Below are 25,352 nucleotides of genomic sequence, written 5' to 3' on the forward strand. Positions count from 1 at the left end.
TCCTCAACGTCGCCAGCGGCTTCGGCGGCCTCCACACCGGCCACCCTCCTCACCCGCCCCCTCCTCCAGGCCACCCAATGACCCCCACCACCCTCACACCCACACCCCCAGCAACCACACCCCCGGCAACCACAACCCGGACGCCGCGAGAACCCCCCACCACCCCAGCGCCCCGGCGCCCCCGGCGCGGGCGGCGCGGGCGGCGCGGCGGCGCGGGCGGCGCGGGCGGCGCGGGCGGCGCGGGCGGCGGCGCGGAGACAGCCGCGGCCCGGCACCGGTCGCGGGCGGCGGGCGGCACCGGCGAGTGGTGGTCACCGGGATCGGGGTGGCCGCGCCCAACGGGCTGGGCGTGGACGCCTGGTGGCAGGCACTGCTGGCCGGCCGCAGCGGCATCGGCCCCATCACCCGCTTCGACCCTCCCCCTACCCCGTCAAGATCGCCGGCGAGCTGCCCGGCTTCGTCGACGAAGAGCACATCCCCAGCCGGCTGCTGCCCCAGACCGACCGGATCACCCGCATCGCGATGATGGCCGCCCAGGAGGCCCTCACCGACGCCGGCGCCGACCTGGACACACTCCCGCCCTACAGCGCCGGAGTGATCACCGCCAGCAGCGCCGGCGGCGCCGAAACCGGCCAACGCGCACTGGCCGCCCTATGGGGCCGCGGCCCGGCCCACGTCAGCGCCTACCAGCCGGCCGCCTACTTCCACGCCGCCGGCCCCGCCCAGATCGCCATCCACCACCACCTCAACGGCCCCGCCTCCACCATCATCAGCGAACAGGCCGGCGCCATCGACGCCCTCGCCCGCGCCCGACGCCGCATCCGCCACGGAGCCACCCTGATGATCACCGGCGGCATCGACTCCACCCTGTGCCCCTGGGGATGGGCAGCCCACCTCGCCGGCGGACACCTGAGCCCCACCCCCGACCCGACCCACGCCTACCGGCCCTTCGACACCCACGCCGACGGCCACCTCATCGGCGAAGGCGGCGCCCTCCTCGTCCTCGAAGACACCCACCACGCCGCCCGGCGCGGCCACGCCGGCTACGGCATCATCGCCGGCTACGCCGCCACCTTCGACGGCCCCGGCCAGCCCCGCCTGCAACAAGCCTGCGAACTCGCCCTCCACGACGCCCACATGACACCCGCCCACATCGACGTTGTCTTCGCCGACGCCGCCGCACACCCCGCAGCCGACCACACCGAAAGCACCGCCCTGACCACCCTGTTCGGCCCCCACGCCGTCCCCGTGACCGCCCCCAAAACCATGACCGGCCGCCTCGGAGCCGGCGGCGCCGCGCTCGACCTCGCCGCCGCTCTGATGGCACTACGCCACCGCATCATCCCCCCACCACCGCCACCACCCACCCCGCCCCCACCCACCACCTCGACCTCGTCCTGAACACCCCCCGCCCCCACCCCCACCTGACCACCGCACTCGTCATCGCCCGCGGCCACGGCGGCCACAACACCGCAACCATCCTCACCACCACCCCCTAACCCCCAACCCGGCCCCAACCCGCCACCCCCAACCCCCAACCCCCAAAAGCGAGGACGCGGCACCCCACGGGCCAGGAACACGGCACCCCAGGGGCGAGAAACGCGGCATCGGCGGCGGGGCCGGGGGCAAAGCCCGACAGGAATCCGCCGCCGGAGACACCACAGCACCGACGGCAAGACCGCGCAGGGCCAGCAGGCCAGGGCCGGGACGACGGACCGACACCACGGCCCCGCCCGCCCGGAAACGAGGACCGCCCCACCAGGCACCGGCCGCCACACAACTCCCCCACCCGTCGCACCACCAGCAGCGGCCGCCAGCGCCGCGACCCCGCAGGCACGCCAAGGGCGTTCTCCAAGCGTGCGGGCCCCTCAGGCAGCGCCCCGCCCCACCACCGTCAACACCACCGGATAGCAGCGGCCGGGACGTTGCCGTGCGTCAAGGGCGGACTCAGTGAGCTTGCGCCACCGTGAAATCGAACCTCAAGAGCCGCTGTGACCGGTTGGCGCAGTGACCGTGCCGGCCCCGGGCAGGAAGCCCGCGATGAACATCACCTGAGGAGATCACCTGTCGGCTCGAGTCGAGTCGAGTCGAGTCGAGTCGAGTCGGGTCGGCTCGGGTCGGCTCGGGTCGGCTCGGGTCGAGCCGGGTCGAGCCGGGTCGGGTCGAGCCGGGTCGGGCCGGGTCGAAGCAAAACGCGATGCAGCAGCGTCGGCGGATGTGCGAGCCTCTTTCTCCCCGACGCCGGCCGAGAAGACGCTGATGACCCCCGATGACGCCCTCAAGCAGCTCAGCCACCTCGCGCGCGAGCGAGCCTTCGGCAGGCACGTCGGATCCGGCCGGCTCATCCAGGCAGGGCTCGACGCGCTCCTCGCCGACGTGGTCGAGCGCGGCGGCATGGCCGACCGCGACGAACAGTATGAGTGGCATCTCCTTGCCGCCTGGCCGATCCTCAATGCGAGCCAACGACCGCTGCCGGAAAGCGCCCACACCTGCATGCTCATGGCCTGTTGGCCGAGATAGTCCAGTGGCTCAAGCACGCGCCCTTCCCCGCAGCCGGCACTGAGATACGGACCGAGGCCCACGACGAACACATGGCCCCATCGAGTCGCCAGACGTGCCACCAGCCCCTCGAGACAGGCCTGCAGTCCGGCTTCGGCCTCACCCCAGGGCTGCCCGTCGTCGTCATCCCAAAAAGCCCGACTGCCCTGCAGTACACGCACCTGATGCTCTGGCCCACCGCCTCCGAAGGCGTCGACGTAGGTCGGCTCCGGGAACGGCTGCACGGCCGACACATCAATCGTCGAAAGGTAGTCCTCGGCGGCCATGGACACAGGCCACGGGACCGGGCAGAGACCCATGGACTGTGCCGCACCGACCGATGCCCGGCCCGGAACTCCTAGCTCGTCGCTGTGACGACGTGGTCGATCGCGGTCGCGACGTCCTCGGCGACACGGGTGGGCCGGTAGGAGTCCCGGGCCCACGTCTGTCCGTTCGACACCCACACGCTGCGAAGCCCGAGCGCGATGGCGCCGGCGATGTCGGCATGCGGGCAATCGCCGATGACCCACGCACCCGCGAGGGACGCTCCGACGGCATCCGCGGCAGCGTGGAAGATTCCCGGTTCCGGTTTCTTGCGGCCGACCGCCTCGGAGATCACCCAGCCCTGGACGAGCCGGTCAAGTCCGGTGTGACGGATCTTGGCCTCCTGTTGGGCAGTGCGGCCGTTGGTGACGATCACGCAAGTCCAGCCGCCGGCCACTGCGTTGCCCAGGGCCGCGCGGGACACGTCGGCCAGGACGACGCGATCGGCAGCGCCATGGTCGAGCAGGGCATGGACGGCTGTCGTGGGCACCGTGTCTCGGTACCGCCCGGTCAAGGCCGCGGCGACATCGCGGCGGGCGGTATAACCGCCGGCGTCGAGAGCCATCACCCACGTGAGATCGGCGTCGGGCAGGCGATGCTCGGTGAAAAATGCGGCCACCGCGTCCCGGAAGGCGGCATCGCGGTCGACCAGGGTGTTGTCGAGATCCAGCATCAGCAACGGCATGACCGGCACTAGATCACGGGCGATGACCTCGAGGCAGCTGCGTTTGTCATCCAGGGCCCACGTGGTCGGCGAGGCAGATGAGGATCGCCTCGAAGCCCTGGCCGAACCCACCGGGAAACACCACCACGGCATGAAAATCCGATGACGGCTGCGGATCACCAGCACCCACCGCGAGTGAGGGCTGACGAAGAACGTCGACCAACCGCAGAAACGTGTCCCGGCCGACCCTCGCCCCGAAAACACCGACCAGCCGGGCACCGGCACAGCCGGCCAGAGCGAGACCGGGCCTCGGCCAACACCGACCGCATTCCTTCAGTCCGCCGGCTGCATCGGCGGGGCAGGCCCACCACCTGCCCGACAGCGGCCGGAAAACCACAACGCCCCGGGGGGCACGAAGACACCAGGCGGAGCGATGCCAGCGGGTACGGGCCACCAGGGCAGGCCCACCACCTGCCCGACAGCAGCCGAAACCGCAACGCCCGGGGGCACGAAGACACCAGGCGGAGCGATGCCAGCGGGTACGGGCCACCAGGGCAGGCCCACCACCTGCCCGACAGCAGCCGAAACCACAACGCCCGGGGGCACGAAGACACCAGGCGGGGCGATGTCAGCGGGTACGGGCCACCAGGGCAGGCCCACCGCCTGCCCGACAACGGCCGGGAAACCGCAACGCCCGGGGGGGGACGGGGACACCGGGCAGGGCGGGGCGATGTCAGTGGGTGCGGGCCACCAGACGGCGCCCTGCCCCGCCGCCGGCGGAGGCGGGGGCGGGGGCGGTGGGGGTGTCGGGGCGGACCATGAGGATGGAGCGCTGCAGCCGGCTCAGTGCCGAGGACGGCTCCAGGCCCAGTTCGGAGACGAGAGTGGAACGCAGCCGGGTGAAGACGTCCAGTGCCTCGCCGCGCCGGCCCGAGCGGTGCAGGGCGAGCATGAACTGGCCGTGCAGACTCTCATGCATCCGGTACTGGTTGACCAGCACCGTCAACTCCGGCAGCAGTTCCCGGTGGCGGCCCAGGCGCAGATCGGCCTCGATACGCTGATCCAGCGCGCACAACCGGGCCTCCTCCAGCCGCTTGGTCTCCATCGCGATCAAAGGGCCGGCCTGGATATCGGTGAGCGCGGGCCCCCTCCACAGCGAAAGCGCATCGGCCAGCCGCCGGGCGGCACCGGCGTAGTCCTCCCCGTCCATCGCCCGATACCCGGCCCCCGCACGCCGCTCGAACTCCCGATAATCCACCCCTCCATCACGGCTCTGCAGCCGGTAACCGCCCGGCACGGTGGCCAGCACGTCCTTGGGCGTGCAGCGCTCCTGCCCACCCCGCGCCAGGGCCTGCGCCAACAGATCCCGCAACTGCAAAACATAGGTCTGCAGCGTGGTCCGCGCACTGCGCGGCGGCTCACTCCCCCACAACTCCTCCACCAAAGCAGACACCGGAACCACCTGGTCGGCATGCAACGCCAGCAGCGCCAGCACCTGCCGCGGCTTGGGCGCCGTCGGCACGACCGACACCCCGTTCTCCCCTATCGCCAGCACCCCGAGCACTTCGATGTCCACATCGTCCCCCATCCGTCCAGGCCGGAGACCCGCCCGGTACACGGCCCGAGCACTGTGGCCGCCGGCGCGTGTGCTCCGCTGCGTCTGACCCCACCAATAAAAAAACAGCACAGTCGGTTTGTCAATGGAGGTCGGACTCACGCCGCCCCCACCCAACAGAACCAGCCAACCCCCACCGAACACCCACCCCCACCACCCACCCAAAACACCAGAAAACCCCAGACCGAACCCCCCATCCCACCCCCACCCCCACCACCCCACCCCCACAACCACGCCACCCACACCCCCACACACCAACGACCGAAAACACCCCCCACCCCCACACCAACCCCCCACCCCCACCCAACCAAACACCCAGGAAAAGCAACCAGAAGCAGACCACCCCGCCCGATCCACCAACCGACGCCCCCACCAGCCACGGGACATCAACCGCCGCCGGAACCGAGCGGAGCGCGGGCCGGCCGTACCCGCTCCGTTTGGTGCCAGCCCCCTCTCTTGGCCGCCGGGTCGGTTCCCGCTGTTCCCGGCGCCTGTCGCGGTGCGGCCTCGCTCGCTCCGTCAGTCGTGGGGGCCGCTGTGTCCGGTCTGGCCTGTGCCCCCCTGTTCCGCTCCGCGCTGTCGCGTGTCATCCGCCCGCCTGGCCGTCTGGCTGGTCTCGTCTCGTTCTGCACTCCCGTCGGGGCTGCCGGCCAAACGGGGAAACGATCGAGCCGCGCCGCCCGGCCCTCAACCAGAACAAGAACGCCACGTCACCCCGGCGGGCGGGGACAGCCGTACTCACGTGGGGCCTTAAACTTTGGATGGTGTCCCGCCGAGTGGTGTAGCCGGCCCAGGGTCGTGAACGCGCGGGTATCTGCCCGGGGCGTGCCTCCATCGGCGATGAGCGCTCCCTGAGCAAGGGCAGACCATCGCGCAACTCTCCCTGGTGAACGGGTAGTTCGACCGGAAGAGCACGCGATGACCTGGGCCACGACGCAGCAGCGCGGCGCGGTCGAGGTATGGCCAGGCAGTCCGCTCCCTCTGGACCCGCACCGCCTGCTCGGCCGCCCTGCCAACGCCTGCCGGCGAGGGATCCGTCAGCCGACGCGGCTCAGCGTCTTGCCGGTGGCGGGCCCGACAGCCTCGTACACCAGGCCCAAGCCGCTGACGCCATGCCCTGAGCCGGAGAACACGTGGCCTTCCACATGCTGCCATCGAGCAAAGTCCTGGCGACCTGTTCCATTCGGGCAGCGTCGCGAACGTTGCGGGTCGTGCCTCGAAGATCGTGCGATGGGCCGGTCCCCGGCCTCGGTCCTGATGTCAAGACGCGCAGGACCCGGCGAGGGTCCCGTCCCTGCGACTGTCCGTGTCACTGTCTTGCAAGGATCACTCAAGGCCAAGTACGGCATCGGCCACCAACACACCCGGGCCGGCGGCGTGCGCCTTGAGAATGACGAGGAGATCTCCGGGCGCGGCCGGCTGGATCTCCATGAAGGGCAGGACCCGGGCGTCCTCGTACACCCGGCTGGCGCGCACCCGGCCTGCGACGATGTCACAGAAGACGCAGGCCGCCGGATCCGCAGCGAACAATCCCATACGGCCAGCATGCGGCATTGTCCCTCCCCCTGCCCCCTCGTGCACGAGGGGGTGAGAGCCAGTGCCGAGGATGACGCGGCCGACCGTGTCCCACAGCGGTACCGATGCGGAGACCGGCGTTCCGCACCCGGGACTGCCGGCCGCCGCTCAGGCGCGGCGCACCCGCCAGAGCCATGTCGCCGTGCCGGCCAGCAGCGCGAGCGTCACGAGGTTGGCCACCAGGGCGGGGGTGGTGCCGGCCACGGCGCCTGACAGATTTCCGGCCGCGATGACGGTGCTCGGCAGGACGGCGCTAAGCAGTACGCCGGTGGTCTTCTGAACGGCGCTCCAGTGCACCGAGGTGCAGAGAAGCACCGCACCGATGACGCGGAACAGGACGCCGAACAGCGGCCCGGGCAGGTCGGGGAAGATCATTATGAAGGGCAGCGAGAGGGCGAGCATCAGGAGCGGGACCAGGGGGTGCACCTTGCCGCGCCGGGCGGGTGCGCCGGCACCGCTGGGGACCGGGGTCCCGGCGGTGTCGTACCCCGACTCGGCCAGCGCCGTTGCCGCGATCGTCCGAGGGTCCCCCAGCTCCGCGAGGATCTGGCCGATCGCGACCTCGGGGCGTTCGGTGCGCGTCACCTCGATGTGTTCGGCGAGGTCGGCGAGGAGTTCCTGGCGACGGTCGGCGGGGAGCGCACAGCTCTCGCGCTCGACGGCGGAGAGGTAGTCGCGTACGGGATCGGCAGAGGTCTTCACGTGGGGTCTCCGGTGGAGGGGCTTGGGGTGTCCAGGAAGGCGTCGACGGCGTTGCGGAAGTCGGGCCAGATACGGGTGAACTCGTCGAGGGCGGCCCGGCCGCTGTCGGTGAGCGAGTAGTAGCGACGGGGCGGGCCGGAGGCGGATTCCTGCCAGGTGGTGGTGACCAGGTTGTCGCGGCGGAGCCGGGAGAGCAGCGGGTAGACCGTGCCCTGGCTGGTGGCCAGGGCACCGGATTCATCCAGGGCCTGGAGGAGGTCCACGCCATAGCGGGGGCGGTCCCGCATCAGCGCGAGGACGCAGTACTCCAGGACGCCCTTGCGCAGCTGGGCCGCCGCCCGGGCCCGCTTGGTCGAATCACCTGGTTCCATGCGTTGCAAGATACATTGCGGGGCAAGTGAAGGGAAGTTCAGGGACCGTCAGGCGCGCATCAGGTCTCCCACCTGCGCGAACGCCACATCAAGGCAGTCATCCCGGAGAAGGCCGACCAGGCCGCCAGCCGCATGAGGACGGGTTCCGGGGGCCGGCCCGTCGGCACGACGCCGACCTCTGCACGGAGACGACACCGTCGAGCGGCTGCGCCGTACGAACGGCTCACCCTCACCGAAGCAGAGGCGGGTGTCCGTGACTGTCATGGCCTGCTCAGTGCCCCAGGTAGTGGGATCGCCGAAGACGAACTCGCCGCCGTGCTTGGGCGGTCGGCCGCCCTTGGGGTCGTAGACCCGCGGCGGTGTCGGTCGACGCATCACGCGGTCGGAACGGAGCCGGCCGAGGATCTCGACGGGCAGGTCGCCCAGCAGGTGAGCGATGCGTGGTGCGTCATATCCGGCGTCCAGCACCACCAGGACCTCCGGGGCGCCTGGCTTCCACTGGCCGACCGCGACGAGCCGCTCGACGACCTCGCGGAGTTGGACCGTGGTCACCGCGGCGACGTCCGCGCCGGGCTCCAGACGGACCGCGTCCAGGACTGCCGTCCACGACGTCCGGCCCGTCTCCAGCGCGGCCGCGATCGAGTACGGCCAGCCGGGCACCATCTGGTGCTTACCTTCGCCCCGGCCGAACGTGTGGCAAAAGGCCCGGTCAGGGCAAGTGTTTGCGTCCGGCCGCAGCCATGGCGAGACGTCCGCAGCCAGCACGATCCGACCGTCCGCCGCCCTCGGCAACGGCATCGAGCCCAGCGCGCGACGCAGCCGAGCCACGTCGATCCGGCCCTGGTTGAGACCGCCGTACAGGGCCCCGTGCCCGCGGCGGTGCTCCGGCGCGAGTGCCAGATCGACCAGCGTCCGCACCGGCCCATCCGTACACAGCAGCGCGTCGCCAGCTCGAACAGCGCGTCGCCCCGCGCGGTCAGACACCCGTACAACTCTGTCCGGAAGCGTGACACTTCCGCGAACGCATCCCGCAGGACGTCCTGATGCCCCAAACTCACGACCACGGCCTTCGTGCTGGTTCCTCTGCCTCTGTGACGGAGCACAGGATCAGACGGAGGTCGCCTTCATGTCCGCTGAACTGCGAAAACGCTGATCAAGTTCGAGTCACGTTCGATGCCGGACCTTAAATGACAGGCCAAGTACCTCTTTCTAAGCCTCGGTGAGCGTCTGACCAGCTCAGAAATCGAACGGGCCTTAACTCAGCGACCGGCTGTCCTTGAACGGGCTAGGAGACGAGCTTGAAGGCGGGGATGGATGCTGCAGACATGGGGATCACGCCGACGACGGGACCGAGTTATGAAGGTGTCAGGGACCTGATCGTGGAATTGCTTGTAGGTACCGAATAGAGATGTCGTTGTTCAAGTGACTTGTCATCAACTTGTCGTTCGGTCCAGCCGCTAATGGCCGGCGAGGATCTCATCAAGAACGAACGATGCATCCGTCGGCAGGCCCTCGCCATCGCGCACTGCTCCGGCGCAGACGACCACGTCCTTCCAGAGCGCCCAGCCTTGTCCACGCTCCCAGGTCGTCTTGTCGACCCCTAGCCGATCGCGGAACGCGGCCCGGCTCTTGCCTGTGAGCATCGTCCAGGCGATCGACAGATCGCAGGCCGGGTCTCCGACTCCGCAGGTGCCGAAGTCGATGACGGCCGCGAGCACACCGTCCTTCACCAGAAGGTTCCCCAAGGCCATGTCACCGTGGAACCAGACTGGCTTACCGTCCCACGAGGCTCGCAACGCCCGTTCCCAGATCTCCTCGGCGGCCTCGGACCGGATCAGGCCGTCCAACGTCTCCAGGGCTGTCCGGGCCCACCCGTCATAGGTCGTCAGTGGTCCGCCTCGAAACCAATTGTGTAGTCCCGGGCCCGGTCCGCCTGCCGGGTCAATCCGCTGCAGGGATATGAGGAACTCCGCAAGGTCGACGGCGAACGCCGTCATGTCCTCGATGACGGCACGGGTCGCAGGCTCGCCACCGATCCACCGATAGACCGACCAGTTGTGCGGAAAGTTCTCATCGGACACGCCTCTGGCCAGCGGAACCGGAACCTCCAACGGCAACGAGGGTGCGAGAACCGGCAGCCACCGGTGCTCCTTCTCCACCGCCAGCGCGTACTCCTCGGCAGTCGGTAGCCGCACCAGCATCTCGTCACCGAGGCGAAAGGTGCAGTTGTCCCAACCCTGCGCGTTGACCGGCCGGACCTCAAGGTCGGACCACTGCGGGAACTGCGCGGCGATCAACCTGCCCGCCACCGCGGCGTCGACTGGTTTTCGGTCCGGCAACGGCAGAACCTCGGGCGTCTCGTTCATCGGAGGCGACCGTAGGACGCCCCATCAGATCACCACAAGCGAATTCCGATCGCCCTCAAGGGGCCCATCAGCTATGTCACCGCGTTTCAAGCGTCCCGGGGCGACATCGGGTTTCAGCTGGAGATCGGCGGCATTGACTTCGAGGTCTGGGTTGAGCCCGCGTTGAGGTCTCTTCGGGGCGAGGATCGGTGCAGGTGTCGAGGTTGGGCCAAGGAGATGATGCTGGCTTCGAGAACGATCAGTCCCGTGCTGCTTCTCTGGGAGCGGGCTGGCCGCTGCGGCGGGAGGTCCGGTGGATGATGTACCTGGTCATGATGGTGATCGCGGCCCAGGTGATCAGTGTTTCCGAGTGCTGGACGAGCCGTTCGTAGTCCCGGGCGTGACGGCAGGCGTGCATGATCCAGGCGAGCAACCTCTCCACCACCCAGCGGCGAGGCAGGACGACGAACCCTGTCGCGTCCTTCGGACGGCTGACGGTCTTGAGGGTGAGACCAAGGTGATCCTTCGCCCAGGTCACAAGCTTGCCCGCATAGGCGGAGTCCGCCCAGGCGATCGCGATCTCAAAGTGCATGAGCCGCAGCCGGAACAGGACTTCCTTCGCTGTGTCGCGGTCGGTCATGTCGGCCGGGGTGACCATGAAACAGCGTCAGGCCCTGGGTATCCACGACAAGGTGGCGCTTGCGGCCGTTGATCTTCTTCGCGCCGTCGTAGCCCCGGCTGTCCTTGCCGACGGTCTCTACGGCCTTGACGGACTGGGAGTCGATGACGGTGGCGACCACGCCGGGGGCCCGGCCCATCTCGCGGCGGATGCGTTTGCGCAGCTGGTCGCGGATCTGTCCGATGACGCCGACCGCGGCCCAGCGGGCCATGAAGCCGTAGCAGGTCCACCAGAGCGGGAACCCTTGGGCAGGGCTCCCCATTTTGCAGCCGATGTCGACGACGTAGCGGATCGCGTCGACGATCTCGAGCCGGGGGTGCCTCTCTGGGCGTCCCCCTTGAGGACGCCCAGGCTGGCGGCGGAAGCAGGGGCTCGATGAGCGCCCATTCGTCGTCGAAGGTGTCGGACGGATAGCAGCGGCGCCGCGGCAACGTGAAACTCACCCGGGACGCTGTTCCCCGGGACCATGCGCCAGCCCCTCGGATCACCCATGACTGCTGGAACCGATGGCCAGACGCTGCCGCCGAACGTGCACAAAGCCACGAGGGGCGCCGACCCGAGCCGGGCCGCCACCTGCGAGCATCCGGCCGTCAGTGATGACCTGGCCGTGGGGGGGGCAGTCAGCCGGCCCGCGGCAACGACGAAACCGGCACGGTCTGCGACGAGCTCTACGAGCGCCCCCTGGACGCGGACGACACGGTGGAGCCCTCGCCTCGTATCGAGGCCTACGCCGAAAACGCTCCCTACGTTGTTCTGCGGGACGTGTTGAGCCCTTCGTATGGTTCATCCACCCAGGGGTGCCGGGTGTGGTTGAAAACGCTCTGCCGCTTGTGGCTCTCAGTGATTGGCCGCCCGGTACCCCACGACGACTCGGCTGCCAATTAGGAACTGCGAATGATCGCTGGGTAGGGAATCGACAGCGAGGTCGTCCGTCGGGAGGCACCAGCACAACACCGCACGGAGGCATCACATGGCCGCCATCTGGGCCGGCATCGACGCGGGCAAAGTCCACCATCACTGCGTCGCCATAGACGAGAGCGGCCGTCGGCTGCTGTCCCGACGCGTTACCAACGACGAGCCAGAACTACTCGAACTCCTCGCCGACGTCCTGGCTTTGGGCGGCGAGGTGACCTGGGGCATCGACCTTGCCGACGGCGGAGCCGCCCTCGCTATCGCGATCCTGCTCAACCACGACCAGCTGCTGCACTACATCTCCGGCCGGGCCATCCACCGCGCCTCCGAGAGCTACCGAGGAGAGGGCAAAACCGACGCCAAGGACGCCGCCGTCATCGCCGACCAGGTCCGCGTCCGACGCGACCTGCACCCTCTACGCGCCGACGACGACACCGTCACCGACCTCAAGCTCCTCACCGGTCGGCGTATGGACCTGGTTGCCGACCGCACCCGCACCGTCAACCGCCTGCGAGCCCAGCTCACCAGCGTCTTCCCCGGTCTGGAACGGGAGTTGGATCTGACCAACACCGGTCCACTCACCTTGCTGACTGGCTACCAGACCCCGGCGGCCATCCGCCGAATCGGCGCCAAGCGGCTGGAGACCTGGCTGCGAAACCGCCACGTCGTCCGCCCGGACCGGCTCGCCGAGATCGCCGTCCAGGCCGCGGAACGGCAGCACACGAGCCTGCCCGGCGAGAAGCTGGCCGCCGAGCTGGTGCACACGCTGGCAAAGGAGGTGACGGTCCTCAACCAGCAGGTCGCCGATCTCGACAAGAAAATCGAGGCCCGGTTTCGTGACCACCACGCCTTCGACGTGATCACGAGCATGCCCGGTCTGGGCATCATCCTCGGCGCCGAGTTCCTTGCCGCCACCGGCGGCGACATGGTGGTCTTCGGCACCGCTGACCGCCTCGCCGGCTTCGGTGGCGTCGCACCAGTGCCCCGCGATTCCGGGAAGATCAGCGGCAACCTGCGGCGTCCGCGGCGCTACAACCGTCGTCTCCAACGCGTCTTCTACATCTCGGCGTTGTTGAGCATCCGACACTGCGATGAGTCGCGCAGGTTCTACGACCGCAAACGCACCGAGGGCAAGCGCCACGTCCAGGCTGTCCTCGCCCTGGCCCGACGCCGCGTCAACGTCCTCTGGGCACTCCTGCGCGACGGGCGGTGCTACGAACTCACCCCGCCCAGTGCTCTCGCGGCTTGACAGACCGCATTAGGAATCACCGAGCGCCATCTTGACGAAATCCCGGGCACCCCCGCCGGTCATCGATGAGGAAGAACATCCGGCGCTGTAACAACCCCGCTTTCGAAGACGGTGACGGCCCTCTCGCAGCCGACGGCCGGCCCGCGCGCCCCTGCGCGGACCGGCCGATGCACCACCGGACAGAGGATGCGCTGCCGTCTGACGCCGCGGCCGAAGCCAGACGGCCGCCGCCGCGGCCCTCGCGCCGGGCGGTCAGCACCGGCGAACACCCGCGCCGCCCACAGCCCCGCTCCGCCGTCCGTGGCCGGCGCTACCCGCCCGCCGGCCTATCCGGCCGCCCGCTTGACCAGTTCCGCGATCCGCTCCTCCACCTCCGCCGTCACCTCACTCAGGGCGAACCCGGTCGCCCACATGGACCCCTCGTCCAGCTGGGCCGCGTCGTTGAAGCCGAGGGTGGCGTAGCGGGCCTTGAACTTCGCCGCGCTCTGGAAAAAGCACACCACCTTGCCCTCCAGCGCGTAGGCGGGCATGCCGTACCACAACTTCGGCGCCAACTGCGGGGCACTGGCGGTGACCACGGCATGCACCCGCTCGGCCATCACCCGGTCCGCACCCTGCATCTCCGCGATCTTGTCAAGGACATCCTGCTCGGCCAGCGCCGCCTTGTCCGCCTGCGAACCACGCCGTGCCGCCGCCTTCTGCTCCTTGGCGTGGTCCTTCATCGCGGCCCGCTCCTCGGCCGTAAACCCCTCATACGAGCCGGCCTTGGTGCTCTTGCCGCTCTTTGTGCTGCTCATGATCACTCCCGAAAGCCCATCGCTCACCACGACCGATCCCCGGTGCGCGCGGCCGAACCCGGTCCCTGCCGTCAGTACACCATCCCCCCACACCCACACCCTCGAACCCCGCTCAAGGACCACTCGAACCCACCCCCACCCCCGGGCTCCCGTCAGCACACCGCGACGGCCAGCACAGCCGGGCCGGACACCGCTGCGACGTGGTCGAGCAGACGCCGCGAACCCGGCCGCACCGGCGGCCGATCTGCACCGCCCAGCCGGGGCTCTTCGCCCCCAAGCCCTCACCCGCGCCCGTCCCCCACGCACAGGCCGGGGCTACCACCGCCTTTTCGTCCCCGGTTCCCAGCAGGCTCGGCCGGGTGATCTTCGACAAACTCCCCATCGTCGGCGGCTTCCGGGAGTTGGAGTACGGCAGTCCGGGCGGGCCGTCGATCCGAGCTGCTGCCTGCCACGCTTTCGAGCGACCGTGACCTACTCAACTTCGCCGCCTCATCAAACGCTCCTGGCCCAACAGGACGCTATTTGACTCTCGCTACCATCGACACCGAACCGAGAGGTCGCACCTTGATTTCTCACGCCTCGTCAAAGGCCTCGAGCAAGCGCTCGTACGCCAGCTTCGGCCGCAGGGCCGCATCCCACGGCAGGGAATCGGCCGTGCGCGGAGGATAGATCTTGGTGTCGGCGGTGGAACCGTACCGGTCGGTGAATCCCCATGTGGAGAACGATGTGCAGTTCGGCTCCTCCAGACAGACCCGCAGCTTGCCCGCCATCTCATCAGCCTGGGTCTGCCGCCCGTCCTCCTCGTCCTCACCAATGGGGACGTCCATCTCCGAGACCCGCGCCTGAACCCCGAGCTCCGCCAGATCCCGCACATGGCCGCGGAAGGTCTCCGGGTCGGTGCGGTCGCCGGGTGCGTACTCATGGTTTTGGAAACCCACGCCGTCGATCGGTACGCCGCGTTCCTTCAGCCGCTTGACCAGATCGTAAAGGGCCTCCCAGCGCTCGCCTTCCTCCTCGATCCCGTACTCGTTGAGGAACAGTTGTGCCTTCGGATCGGCCCGGTGGGCGGCCCTGAACGCCTCGTCGATGTACTCCTCGCCCATGGCCTCGAACCACGGGCTTTGCTCGGAGCGCAGACCATGATCCCCGTTGGTGTAGCTCTTCTCGTCGTCGGACATGGGCTCGTTGACCACATCCCATTCCGCGACCTCTCCCTTGAAGTGCCCGGCGACCATGGCGATGTGCCGGAGCATGGTCCGGCGCACCTCCTCGGAGTCGTCGTTCCCCCGCATCCAGTGGGGCAGAGCCTCGTGCCAGACGAGGGTGTGCGCGTGCACCTTCATGTCATTTGCGCGGGCGAAGCGTACGAGCAGGTCCGCGTCGCGGAAGTCGTAGACGCCCCGGCGTGGGTGGAGGAACTGTGGCTTGAACGCGTTCTCCGGAGTGAGCATGGAGAACTGGCTTCCCGCGAGCGCCCGGTAGCGTGAGTCGGTGAGCAGCGGGTTCTCGGCCAGGGCGGCGCCGACGTCGAACGGCCGCCCCACGTCTGCGGGCCCGCGCACGCAGCGAGTCATCGGACTGCTCCTGGCGTAGCTGCGGCGCCTTGATCACGCGGAGCGAGTCACCGCTCTCTGCCCGCGCGATCAGCTGCGTCAGACGCCATCCCTCGCGGCGCTCGTCTTCGCCCGCGTCCGCCTCCAGACCGAACCAGACAGTGCCCTCGGCGAACACCCCCGGGTCCTGCACGGTTCCCAGCCGTCGCCCGTCGGCTTTCACGCGGAAGGTGTCACCGATGCTCGACAGGGCGAGCGTCACCGTCCCGGAGCAGCCGCAGTCGAAATCCTTGGAGATGGCCGGCTCATCGCCCTCGCCGTCCCATATCTGTACCTTCACGTGTCCGTCAGCGGTCACGCCGACGCGGAGTGAGGGCCGCTCCTGCCGCCACTCGTCGTAGATGACCGGCACACGTCCGTACAGCCGCAGCCATGAGTCGCCGCCATCGTCACCCACACCGGACATGCGCGCGATGACGGTGAAGTCGCCATCAGACCTAAGATGCGGGCCGGCCAGGTTCAGCGGGGGGTTGGGCCGGCCGCCGGAGGAGTCCTGCTCCACGATGTGCCGATCCAATGCGCTGACCCGCAGGATGCCGTTCCGCGCGGTGGTGCCCGGCATCTGAGTCCAGTCGTAATTCCGCAGCAGGTCTTCGTCGTTACCCCCGCCCGCGCCTTCGCCCTGCCCCGTACACCCGCCCGCCACCGCCATGACGAGTACCACGGCGGTCAGTCGCTGCCACGTCCCCCCACCGAGGCCCACGGTCCCTCCCACTCTCTCGTTCGAGACGAGATCAACGTCTCGAAACCGGGCCACAGTTCATCACACGTGAGGTACAGCGGCCTTGCGTGGCACGTCCCAGCCCGTGTGGCGGAGCGGGCCCGGATCCGGAGTTGACGCGCTGGTCGTGACAGGCAATGACGACCGGGCCGGGATCGGCGCCGGGGCTGTTGGTGTCGACATAGGTGATGCACTGCCTGCACGCCGGCACCACGCCTGACGAGAAAGCCAAGCAGGCTCGGTGCCATCGCAGGCTCCTGCCCTCTCCGGCCGCGGACAGCCTTGTCCCACAAGGCGTTCTCCATACCTGCATTGAATCCCACGTGCCACCCTCTCGAGCGACCGTGACCTACTCGACTTCGCCGCCTCATCAAACGCCCCTGGCCCAACAAGACGCTCTTTCCGGCGGGCGGCCTCGCGGCCGGTCCTCTCCGCAACCGTGTGCCCGATACCCAGGTTCCGCGGCAAGGCCGGCCGGCGCTGTTGCCGCGGGCCGTGTCCGCCGCGAGGCCGTCAGGCTTCGTGCCCGGCCTGCCCCCTCCGACCCGCCGGACGCGACCTGCCGGCCCGTCCCCGCTCAGCTCGACGAAACAGGCAGGGCCCCGCCCCGACGGAAGGGGTCCGCCCGAAGTTCGAGGAGGCGCTCCGGACAGCGCGGGAGGTCAAGGCGCACGCCCCGCACTGCCGGGTCCTCTTCACCGTGCATATCGCGGCGAAGATATGCGAACAGCAACTTGTCGCACCCGGTGGGTCGTAGATGCCGGGCAGGGGCCCGGCGAGCATCTCCAGGACGAGGCCGTGGGCAGTGAGGTGGTCGGTGAGCGCGGTGAGTTCGGCGGCGTCGCGGACCAGGGCTTCATCTCGGCGGAGACCGAGCGGGAGAACATCCGCGAGGCGGCCCTGGAGGGGCTCGACACCGCGGCCCGCAAGGGCAAGCACGGCGGCCGGCCGCCGGTCATCACCGACGACATGCTGCACACCGTGCTGCGCCACCGCGCGGGCGGCGGGTCCGTCGAGCAGGTCCAGCCCGATCTGATCCATCCCATCGGCAAGCGCAAGGGACACAACCCTCGGTGGCGAGCGTCTACCGGGCGCTGGCCGAACACGCCAAGCGCGAGGCGTATCCCGAGGCCCTCGAGCAGGCCCACGCCGACTTCGCTGCGCTCCACAGCGCAGACGTCCCTGGCCCCGACCGGACGCTGCGGCGCTCAGCTGGTGACCATGATGTTCTCACCGGGATTTTCTGTGCCTCAACTACTCACCCCCGGCGGGCCCGTGGGTTCAGGACAACCGGAGTCTGTTCAGCGGGAACTCGCGGGTCGCTGCATGTGTGTCAGCTTGACGAATCCGCGGGTGCGGCGGGAACCGTGGGGTGGGCTGCGAGGCGGCGGGCTTCGGCCGTGACCTCGGCATCGACTTGGTCCGCGGTTCTGTCGCCGTATTCGAGGGTGTCGTACTCGTCGTCGAGTTCAGCGAGGCGCTCGGTCAGAGGCAGCTCATGCCCGTAGCGCTGGTGCATCCGGAAGGTGAGCTCCCGAGGCGTGAGCTCTCCGGCGAGCATGCGGCGTGCGAGGGCTCGGGCGGCGGCCTCCTGGCCAGCTTCGCCGGCGACCGGATAGAAGGTGAGGCCGAGTTCGTCGAGTACTTCGGGAAGCAGGTCGTGGACGTCGTAGTCCGCCTCGGCGCGCGTGCAGGCGGCAAGGATGCGAAGGCCGGGGGTGTCGAGTCCGGCGACGAGCGCATCACAGGCGGCATTCACCACGTCGCTCGCGCGGATTTCCCCCATGCTCCACAGAGCGGCATGGTCCTGGAGAGCGATTGCTGCTGCTTCGGTCGACGTCACACGCCCATGATTCCCCTCAGGCTGCGTCCTGGTCGAGCAGATTTCATCGAAGGTGCTGTTCAGCGGCCTGTCCCAGCAGGAATCGTGCAGAGTCTGCGTAGCGCATCGCGGCCTTCTCATCGAGCCCGAAGACCTCCGCGAGATGGAGTGGGCCAGGCCCGTGAGTTAAGGGCCTCTTCGAGCTGCCGGTCCACGCGAAGCCGCTCCAAGGTGGCGTCCTGGCCTCGCATCGGAGCGCTGATCCAGTAGTTGCCGGCCCGGCCGGTCGTGTCGGCGGTCTGGTTGTTGATCAACAGGTGGAGGTTCGCGGTGCTCGGCCAGGAGCTTCAGGGTGAGGTCGTCGAGAGGCCGGGCGCGTCCGGCGATGGCCAGTCGGCGGTTGCGGCAACCAAGTTGAGCGCGCCCACGAAGCCGGCTGGAGCCGCCGCGAAGGCGGATCCCACGCCAACGTATACGGGCCTCGACGCCGACAGCTTCTCCATCGATCTGAAGACGAAATCCAGGCGGCGCTTCGGGTCAGGGGCCGCCTGGGGCCTGCCGAGCCGGGCCGGCAACCGTGCGATGCAAGGGGAGCAAGAATGCAACGACGAACAGGCCGAAGAGGGTGATGGGCACCAGAGGCAGCAGCTTCGCAGGATCGTCCTGCAGCCAGTGCCGGTTGCTCCACCAGTTCCCGAAGACGTCCACCACCATCACGGCGCTCGCCAGCCAGATCCCTTCCCGCCACACCAGTCCCACCAGCACGGCCACCAGCGGATCGAGGATCGCCAAGCCGACGAAGAACACCCGCAGGGGAACCTGAGGAAACGACGCATAGGCATGGATGCCGTCACGGGCCAGATAGAAAAGGTGGACGCAGGATCCTTCGAGGAATCCGATCAAATACACCGTGAGAACAAATTTCGCCCATAATGGCTGCCCGCCCATCGTTCCCGCAGCTCAATCCGCACCGGGTCACCCTAGAGGTTCGCAGTGGCCAAGGGATCAAGAGCGGTTTCTCAGTCGCCGACCACCTCGCTCACGCAGGCGCGGGCGGCGGCCTCGTCGACGAGGTTCTTGCCGGTGGCCAGGCGGCGGCGACGGCCTGTCAGGGCGACGTGGTTGACCGCCCGCTCTCAGCCGGGCCTCGACCCTGACCACCTCCGCCTCTACCGTGAGCACCAGCGCCTCCGCGCGCTTCACGGCCCTCGCGGACTCGGCCAAGAGTTTGCCGGGAGGGCCTTCGCATGCCCTCCTCACCGGCAAGGTGTCGCCTCCAACGAACACCACAGTCGCCCAGACACGCATCCCCATCCGCCGGCGCACAGCATGCCCTCAGCTCACCGCACATAGGCATCTTGAGCGTCGCTGAACAGCCCCACCCCGGCCGCAACGGTTCCCCTCCAGGACGGCCTTGCCGCCCAGCACCCGCACTCTGCCGCCTGACCCGTCCTTGGCCGGCCGGTCGGCCGAGGGTCGGCTAAACGAGGCCGGCAAGGCCGGGCGCGGGCACGTGACAGAGCGCGGGCGCGGGTGCGGTCATCCCTGGCGGGAGGCCGTGCCCGGGGTGCCGCCGGCCTGCAGGCCGCCCAGGATCTCGGCCGAGGCCAGCCGGGGCAGCAGCAGGTCCCAGAACTGCACCAGCGTCTGCGCCGACGTCCAGGCAGGATCCTCCGCACCCAGCTGCTCGAAGCCGACCGTCGCCGCCACCACCGTCACCGAAGCATCGGCCGCACACACACCCGGGGCCAGGATCCCGTCGCGCTCGGCGTCCTTGAGGACCTCCTCCACCCAGCTCTGCCACTGCCCGCGCAGGTCCGCCGCCCCGTCCCGGCGCGGCGGCCCGCTGCCCAGCTCGAAACCGGCCCGCACCACCACGTCCTGCTCCAGGCGCTGCATCAAGGCATGCGTGGCGTCGATGAGCCGCTGCAGCGGATACGGCCCACCCGCCCGCACCGAGGCACCGATCGCCCGCAGCACGGCGGCCGCCTCCTCCTCCACCGCACGCGCCAGGGCCTGCTTGCTGGCGAAATGGAAATGCAGCGCCCCGTTGCTCACCCCCGCCATCTTGCTGATGGACGTCAGCGACGCCAGCACGAAACCATCCCGGGCAAACACCTCCGCCGCCGCCCGCACCAACGACTGACGCGTCCGCGCGGCACGCTCCTGTTTCACCATCGCCTCGAACTCCCCTGCCCTCGCGGCCCAGCCGGCCGGCCCTCACGCTCACCCCTGCACGACCCGCTTCATCAACCACCCCCACCGCACCGCCACCACCGCACCAACACGCCGAGACGCCGACGGCAGAGCGGCGCGGGACCGTATACGCCCCCGCGCACCACCGCACACCGATCCACAAGAGTCCGGGCGGGCCAGCGCGGCCGGTCCACCGACCGCACCGCACGGCACACCAGAGACGGAAAAACGCGCACACGCGCGCGCTTCCCACCCCGCCGCGGGCCGTCACCGCCGATCGACACCCAAGGCATGGTAACAAACCGCGCAGGCGGTCTCTATTTTAAGCGTGAGGGTCTTGCGAAGCTACGGCCGCCCACATGCCGTTTCACGGCTACCGGCGGCCGTAAAGGTCGGCCCGCCCGTCACAGCCGGACCGCCGGCGCCCCCTCGCTCCCGCCCGGCGCCCCCTCGCCCCCGCCCGCCGGCGCCTCCTCGCCCGCGTCCTCCGCGCCCCCTCACCGGCAGCGCCCAACCCGGTCCGCAGCCGCCGACCCGCCCCGTCCGGCCCACCCGGACCGCCGTGATCAGGGAATATGCCCCGCGCATGAAAGACACCCCGGGACGGGCCGCCCGAGAACGGCCCGAGAGGGCGGCGGACGGCGCCCCCGCCAGCCCGGGGCTCCCGGCAGGCTCCACCGCGCCGCGAGGGCACGACAGGCACCCGTTCCACAGAGCGCCTCAAGCGCTCCTGGACGGACGGGGAACGCGGTGCTCTACGTGTTGCCCACGGGAACCCCGCATTCCTTCCAGAAGTTAAACCGGGTGGTATGTATCTTCACTGTCCTCGGCGCTCCACCACCAACATTCCGGCCACAGCCAGGCCACGGCGGCTCGAGGGGAAACCATGTCCATGCCTGTCAGCACGTACCGCACAAACCGCGTGACACCCGGCATGACGCACGCCCGGCACCCGGGCGCCCCCACCGGCAAGCCTGCGTCCACCCGGCCGGTCCTCGCTTAGATGCCGCCGAGGACTCGGCGCAGTGCTGCGCCAGCACGCTGGTGAAGTCCTCGGCGCGCCGCTCGTACTTCTCGTTCTCACGCGCGGGGGCTCGTCGAGGATTCCAACCAGCAGAGCCGGACGTTCCTCAGGCGAGATCTCCGCCCGGCCTATGGCCGGCCCCGGCGTCCGGCGACCCGCAGGGGCGCTGCCCGCATCCGGCACCGGTCGACATGAGGCCGTCGATGCGCCGCTTCTACGACGCGCTGCGATATCCCGCTCGACCGCCCTGCGGCTTCTGGCCCGCCTGCCTTTGCCCGTGGTGCGGGTACCACGCGTCCTCGGTGTCGATGACTTCGCGCTCAAACGCCGCCACCGTTACGCGACTGTCCTGATCGATGCCGAAACCGGCGAACGCATCGACGTACTTCGGAGTCGCGGTGCCGACGCTCTGGAACGGTGGCTACGCGAGCACGCCGGCGTCGAGATCGTCTGCCGCGACGGCTCCGGCGCATACGGGGAGGCCGTGCGCCGGGCCCTGCCCGCTGCGGTGCAGGTCAGCGACCGCTGGCACCTGTGGAAGAACCTGTGCGAGAAGACGCTGGCCGAGGTCCGCTCCCACAGCGCCTGCTGGGCCACCTCGAACACGTCCCGCCCGGGCCGGCGTCCACGAGCAGACCACCCGCGAACGCTGGCACAAGATCCACGACCTCCTCGGCGAGGGCGTCGGCCTGCTCGAATGCGCCCGCCGCATGAACCTGTCCCTCAACACCGTCAAGCGATACGCGCGCACCCGCGAACCCGAGGCCCTGCGTCGGGCGCCCCGTTACCGGCCCACCCTGGTCGACCCCTACCGCGACCACCTGCGCGAACGCCGTGCGACCGACCCCACAGTCCCCGTGAAACAGCTTTTCCGGGAGGTCCAGGAGCAGGGCTACACCGGCAGCTTCAACCTCCTCTCCCGCTACATCACCCAGGGCCGGGCCGAAGGCGACCGGCCCGTCACCACCCCGCGGGTGCGGGGAGCAGGCAGGAGGCGCTGGGTTTCTGGGAGAGCCAGGGGGACCATCCCCGCGGGTGCGGGGAGCAGGTGTCGCAGGCAGACCCGGACATGGGAGGCGCGGGTCCACCGCTCCAACCCGGCCGCTCCCCAGCAGACAGCAGCGGCGGCTCCAGCTTCGCGCCGCGACGGGGAACTGACGCAGCAGCAGAAGAAGTCACACAACTACTAACGATCAACTTGACGCAGGACACCAATTACCCGTATCCGGGCATCGTCATGCTCAACGGGCGGAGCTCTCGCTACTTCAGGTGAAACTCCTCAAGCTGCCTACGCGGCACACGAAAAGATCGTCCTACTCTCGTAACTGCCCGGGAAGTTCCGGACGTCGGGGGGCTCTGCTCTTCCGGGTTCGATCATCATCAGGGGTTTACATGATCCAGGCGTCGGCTGGTCGTGACCGGACTGGCCGCACTGCTCGCCTCGACTGGCTGTGTGTCACGAAAGCCGGCAAGGCGCTGTCTGAGGGCGCGGTGGTGGCCGTCGCCGTCGTAGCGGGCGCGGTGGTGGCTGTCGTCGTGCCGACAGGCATCGCAGTGCCGGTGGCGCACGGGACAGCCGCGGCCTCTCTCCTCGTTCGTGCCCGGACCGTGGGGGGACGAGTCCGGCTTCGTCTCACGCTGTCCGCCATCTCGGTGGCCGCAGGCGGCCTGCATTATGTCCTCGTAGATCAGATGGATGCCGGGAGCCCCGCTGCGGGCGTCTTTCCCCCCATCGTCCGGGTGCTGGCATGCGCCGGGATCGCCGCATGCCTGGGGGGCGCTGTCGCCGCGCTGGTGATGGCGGCGACGGAGGACGGTACGACCCTGATCCGGCTACGGCGACTGCTGGACGGCTGGCTGATCGCGGGATCCCTGTTCACGGTGGGCTGGGTCCTGCTGCTGCATCGCGCCGACCGGGGCGATGACGCATCGGCTTCATTCCTCGGCCTCGCCCGTGTGGGGGCGGACATCCTCGTGTTCGGGCTGCTGGTCGCCTTGCGGTTCTGCCTGCCGCACGCCCAGCGCACGGCGACCACCGTGGCCGTCCTGGCGCTCGTTGCTCTGGCCGCGGGCGACGTGCTTCGGATCCTGCCGCCAGAGCCGGGCTCATGGGAGGGGATCCCCCTCGGCGCGGCAAGTTCGGCGGTCGGGCTGCTCCTCGTCGCCGTGGCGCCGTGGCTGCCCGGCGGGGTGAGCGTCGTGGGGTTCGGCCGGCGGATGATGCCCGTCATAGGTGTGGTGGCGGCGTTCGTGCCCGTGGTCTTTTGTGCGCTGGCCATCGCGGCCCACACCATCGCCGACGGACCGATCGATACGGTGATGTCGGCATTGGCGGGTTCAGTGCTTCTCGCGCTCGGCGTCCGCCAGGGCGTCATCCACGCCGACCACCTCAGGATCACGCATGAGACCGCGGAGCGCGAGGATCACTACCGAACGCTGGTCGACCGCACCTCCGACGTGATCACGATCGTCTCCCTGGACGAGCGTGTGCTCTACGTGAGCCCGGCCGCGCGCTGGGTCTACGGCCACCGACCCGAGGACCTTGAGGGCGCTCGCCTGCCCCTCTACACCCATCCGGACGACCGCGAGAAGCTGATGCAAGCCGTCCAGACACTGCGGCAGGACGCCGAATCGGACATCCGCGAGCCGGGTCGCCGGGTGTCATGCCGGGTGCAGGCCGCCGACGGAAGCTGGCGCCACGTCGAATCGACGATCAACCACCACCCCGATGGACTGATCTTCATCAGTCGCGATGTCAGCGAGCGGGTTGCCCAGCAGATGCAGCTGGAACGCCTGGCCTACCACGACGCATTGACCGGCCTGCCCAACCGGGCTCTGTTCGCCGACAGGGTCGCCCATGCGCTACGGAAGCGGATCACGGATGAGGCCCCGCCCGTGGTGCTCTTCATGGACCTGGACGGCTTCAAAGCGGTCAATGACTCGGCGGGGCACGCGGCAGGGGACACGGTCCTGAGGCATGCCGCGCGTCGGCTCCAGTCATCCGTACGGGCGGGGGACACGGTGGCCCGCCTCGGCGGCGACGAGTTCGCGGCCCTCCTCGAGTGGGAAGCAGGAGCACATCCCTCGAGTGCTCAGGAGGTCGCCCAGCGGATCCTGACCGTGCTGACGCAGCCGTACCCGATCGGCACCGTGAAGGCAGAGGTGTCGGCATCCATCGGCATGGCCGTGGCCGTACCGGGCATCACACCGGACCAGCTGCTGCACCAGGCCGACCTGGCCATGTACGCGGCCAAAGCCGCCGGCAAGGGCCGCATCCGCCTGCACCACGCACAGCCCCCGCACGCTCACAGCGGCACATCGAATGGCTGACGAGACTGCGGTGCAGGCGGATCGTGCTGCGGTCGGGGCGGTACCACTAGAAACCGCATCGCGAACGTCCTCGCCGACTCAGGCGGCGGGTTCGTTGCCAGCCCCCGCCACGGGGCGAAGGCCGCCAAGAGGGTCGAAGCCGCACAGCACGCCCTCAGCCGGTGCAAGCGCGGAAGCAGACGACAGACGTCCTCAAGGCCCTGACCGGACACACAGCCGACGACGGTGGCGACTGGGCCACCACCCGGGAAGAGGCCACCCGAGCCATCTGGTGGTTCCTCAAGGTCGCTCGCCTGGCCGCAGAAGAGGAGCAGTGGCCCATGCTCGACGCCGCGGTCGAAGGGATGTGCGCCTGGGACGGCCACTGGGACCGGTGGGACCCGCGCAACAGCATCCGGGACTGGCTGACCACCCTGACCGGGCACGCCGCCGCCACCGTCGCCTCCGCACTCCGCGCCCAGCCGCACGGCGCCCGCTTCTACTACGAAGTGATAGACGACCGCCACGCCGACACTGCCATCCGCAGCGCCATCCACGCTGCTCAGCGCAACTGAGCAGCGGCGGCACCTCGTGCAGAATCGAGCTGTGGTCCGACGCCTGGGCCGAGATGGTGCCCTTCTTGTACTTCGACGTCGAGATCCGCAAGGTCATCTGCAGCACGAACGCGATTGCGAGCGTGAACGCCCGGATCCGCAAGGCCGTGCGGGCTCGCGGCCACTTCCCCTCGGAGGCCACGGCGTTGAAGTGCGTCTACATGGCACATCAACAACCAAGATCAGCCGTTAAGTTGACACACCCGAGCACGATGGCGAACCGCCCTGCGAGACGATGGCTCAGCTCTTACTCTGGCCTGCGAGGTGGTAGGGAACCCCATA

The 25,352-nt window shown here is 69.3% G+C and carries 16 protein-coding genes and 5 pseudogenes; 8 read left to right on the forward strand and 13 right to left on the reverse strand.

Features of this window, described 5'->3' with window-relative positions; genetic code table 11:
* Positions 1 to 304: 304 nt before the first annotated feature.
* Positions 305 to 1,499 (forward strand): annotated as a pseudogene (locus tag LN251_RS35225) (beta-ketoacyl synthase N-terminal-like domain-containing protein).
* A gap of 760 nt (positions 1,500 to 2,259) precedes the next feature.
* A complete protein-coding gene (locus tag LN251_RS35230; RefSeq protein WP_458246992.1) occupies positions 2,260 to 2,520 on the forward strand; it encodes a hypothetical protein in 261 nt (86 codons plus the stop codon).
* 376 nt (positions 2,521 to 2,896) lie between these two features.
* Here the strand turns inward: LN251_RS35230 and LN251_RS35235 are convergent, their stop codons facing one another.
* The 8 genes and pseudogenes from LN251_RS35235 to LN251_RS35270 form a co-directional block, all read right to left on the reverse strand.
* A complete protein-coding gene (locus LN251_RS35235; RefSeq protein ID WP_458246993.1) occupies positions 2,897 to 3,547 on the reverse strand; it encodes an HAD family hydrolase in 651 nt (216 codons plus the stop codon).
* Between the two features lie 712 nt (positions 3,548 to 4,259).
* Positions 4,260 to 5,102 (reverse strand): AfsR/SARP family transcriptional regulator, encoded by an 843-nt coding sequence (locus LN251_RS35240; RefSeq protein WP_458246995.1) that lies wholly within the window; start codon positions 5,100 to 5,102, stop codon positions 4,260 to 4,262.
* A 1,365-nt stretch (positions 5,103 to 6,467) separates the two neighbouring features.
* The gene (locus tag LN251_RS35245) at positions 6,468 to 6,677 is read right to left on the reverse strand and encodes a hypothetical protein (protein ID WP_458248245.1); all 210 of its coding nucleotides are present in this window, start codon (positions 6,675 to 6,677) and stop codon (positions 6,468 to 6,470) included.
* A gap of 147 nt (positions 6,678 to 6,824) precedes the next feature.
* The gene (locus tag LN251_RS35250) at positions 6,825 to 7,418 is read right to left on the reverse strand and encodes an HAAS signaling domain-containing protein (RefSeq protein WP_458248246.1); all 594 of its coding nucleotides are present in this window, start codon (positions 7,416 to 7,418) and stop codon (positions 6,825 to 6,827) included.
* On the reverse strand, positions 7,415 to 7,789 hold the full coding sequence (locus LN251_RS35255; RefSeq protein WP_458248247.1) for a PadR family transcriptional regulator: 375 nt from the start codon (positions 7,787 to 7,789) through the stop codon (positions 7,415 to 7,417). The genes LN251_RS35250 and LN251_RS35255 overlap by 4 nt, the downstream gene beginning before the upstream one ends.
* A 240-nt stretch (positions 7,790 to 8,029) precedes the next feature.
* A pseudogene (locus LN251_RS35260) lies at positions 8,030 to 8,847 on the reverse strand (transposase); the annotation flags it as partial.
* Positions 8,848 to 9,246: 399 nt separating this feature from the next.
* A complete protein-coding gene (locus tag LN251_RS35265; protein ID WP_458248248.1) occupies positions 9,247 to 10,155 on the reverse strand; it encodes an aminoglycoside phosphotransferase family protein in 909 nt (302 codons plus the stop codon).
* 247 nt (positions 10,156 to 10,402) lie between these two features.
* Positions 10,403 to 11,244, reverse strand: a pseudogene (locus LN251_RS35270) (IS5 family transposase); the annotation flags it as partial.
* Between the two features lie 539 nt (positions 11,245 to 11,783).
* On the opposite strand from LN251_RS35270, the gene LN251_RS35275 reads away from it, so the two are divergent.
* Positions 11,784 to 12,974 carry an IS110 family RNA-guided transposase gene (locus tag LN251_RS35275; protein WP_458244312.1) on the forward strand — a complete coding sequence of 397 codons (1,191 nt, stop codon included), beginning with the start codon at positions 11,784 to 11,786 and terminating at the stop codon, positions 12,972 to 12,974.
* A 326-nt stretch (positions 12,975 to 13,300) separates the two neighbouring features.
* On the opposite strand, the gene LN251_RS35280 is transcribed toward LN251_RS35275, so the two are convergent.
* Both LN251_RS35280 and LN251_RS35285 read right to left on the reverse strand, forming a co-directional pair.
* Positions 13,301 to 13,771: an iron chaperone gene (locus LN251_RS35280; RefSeq protein ID WP_458248249.1), complete on the reverse strand. Its 471-nt coding sequence runs from the start codon at positions 13,769 to 13,771 to the stop codon at positions 13,301 to 13,303.
* Between the two features lie 572 nt (positions 13,772 to 14,343).
* Positions 14,344 to 15,345, reverse strand: coding sequence for an endo-1,4-beta-xylanase (locus tag LN251_RS35285; protein ID WP_458248250.1), 1,002 nt, complete (start codon positions 15,343 to 15,345; stop codon positions 14,344 to 14,346).
* A gap of 1,558 nt (positions 15,346 to 16,903) precedes the next feature.
* Here LN251_RS35285 and LN251_RS35290 point away from each other — a divergent pair.
* Positions 16,904 to 17,509, forward strand: a complete 606-nt coding sequence (locus LN251_RS35290) for a hypothetical protein (protein ID WP_458248251.1) — start codon at positions 16,904 to 16,906, stop codon at positions 17,507 to 17,509.
* Here LN251_RS35290 and LN251_RS35295 read toward each other — a convergent pair.
* The 3 genes from LN251_RS35295 to LN251_RS35305 form a co-directional block, all read right to left on the reverse strand.
* Entirely contained in the window at positions 17,439 to 17,948 is a 510-nt protein-coding gene (locus LN251_RS35295) for a hypothetical protein (RefSeq protein ID WP_458248252.1), read from the reverse strand. The genes LN251_RS35290 and LN251_RS35295 overlap by 71 nt on opposite strands.
* Positions 17,949 to 18,464: 516 nt before the next feature.
* Entirely contained in the window at positions 18,465 to 18,875 is a 411-nt protein-coding gene (locus LN251_RS35300) for a hypothetical protein (RefSeq protein ID WP_458248253.1), read from the reverse strand.
* 591 nt (positions 18,876 to 19,466) lie between these two features.
* Positions 19,467 to 20,105, reverse strand: a complete 639-nt coding sequence (locus tag LN251_RS35305; protein WP_458248254.1) for a ScbR family autoregulator-binding transcription factor — start codon at positions 20,103 to 20,105, stop codon at positions 19,467 to 19,469.
* A 1,271-nt stretch (positions 20,106 to 21,376) separates the two neighbouring features.
* Between LN251_RS35305 and LN251_RS35310 the strand changes: the two are divergent.
* The 4 genes and pseudogenes from LN251_RS35310 to LN251_RS35325 all read left to right on the forward strand — a co-directional run.
* Positions 21,377 to 22,121 (forward strand): annotated as a pseudogene (locus tag LN251_RS35310) (transposase); the annotation flags it as partial.
* Between the two features lie 418 nt (positions 22,122 to 22,539).
* Complete coding sequence (locus tag LN251_RS35315) at positions 22,540 to 24,477, forward strand: diguanylate cyclase domain-containing protein (protein ID WP_458248255.1); 1,938 nt, start codon at positions 22,540 to 22,542, stop codon at positions 24,475 to 24,477.
* A gap of 161 nt (positions 24,478 to 24,638) precedes the next feature.
* The gene (locus LN251_RS35320; protein WP_458248256.1) at positions 24,639 to 25,031 is read left to right on the forward strand and encodes a hypothetical protein; all 393 of its coding nucleotides are present in this window, start codon (positions 24,639 to 24,641) and stop codon (positions 25,029 to 25,031) included.
* A gap of 23 nt (positions 25,032 to 25,054) precedes the next feature.
* Positions 25,055 to 25,234, forward strand: a pseudogene (locus tag LN251_RS35325) (transposase); the annotation flags it as partial.
* Positions 25,235 to 25,352: the final 118 nt, after the last annotated feature.

It is taken from the genome of Streptomyces sp. MAI_2237, from assembly GCF_054189285.1.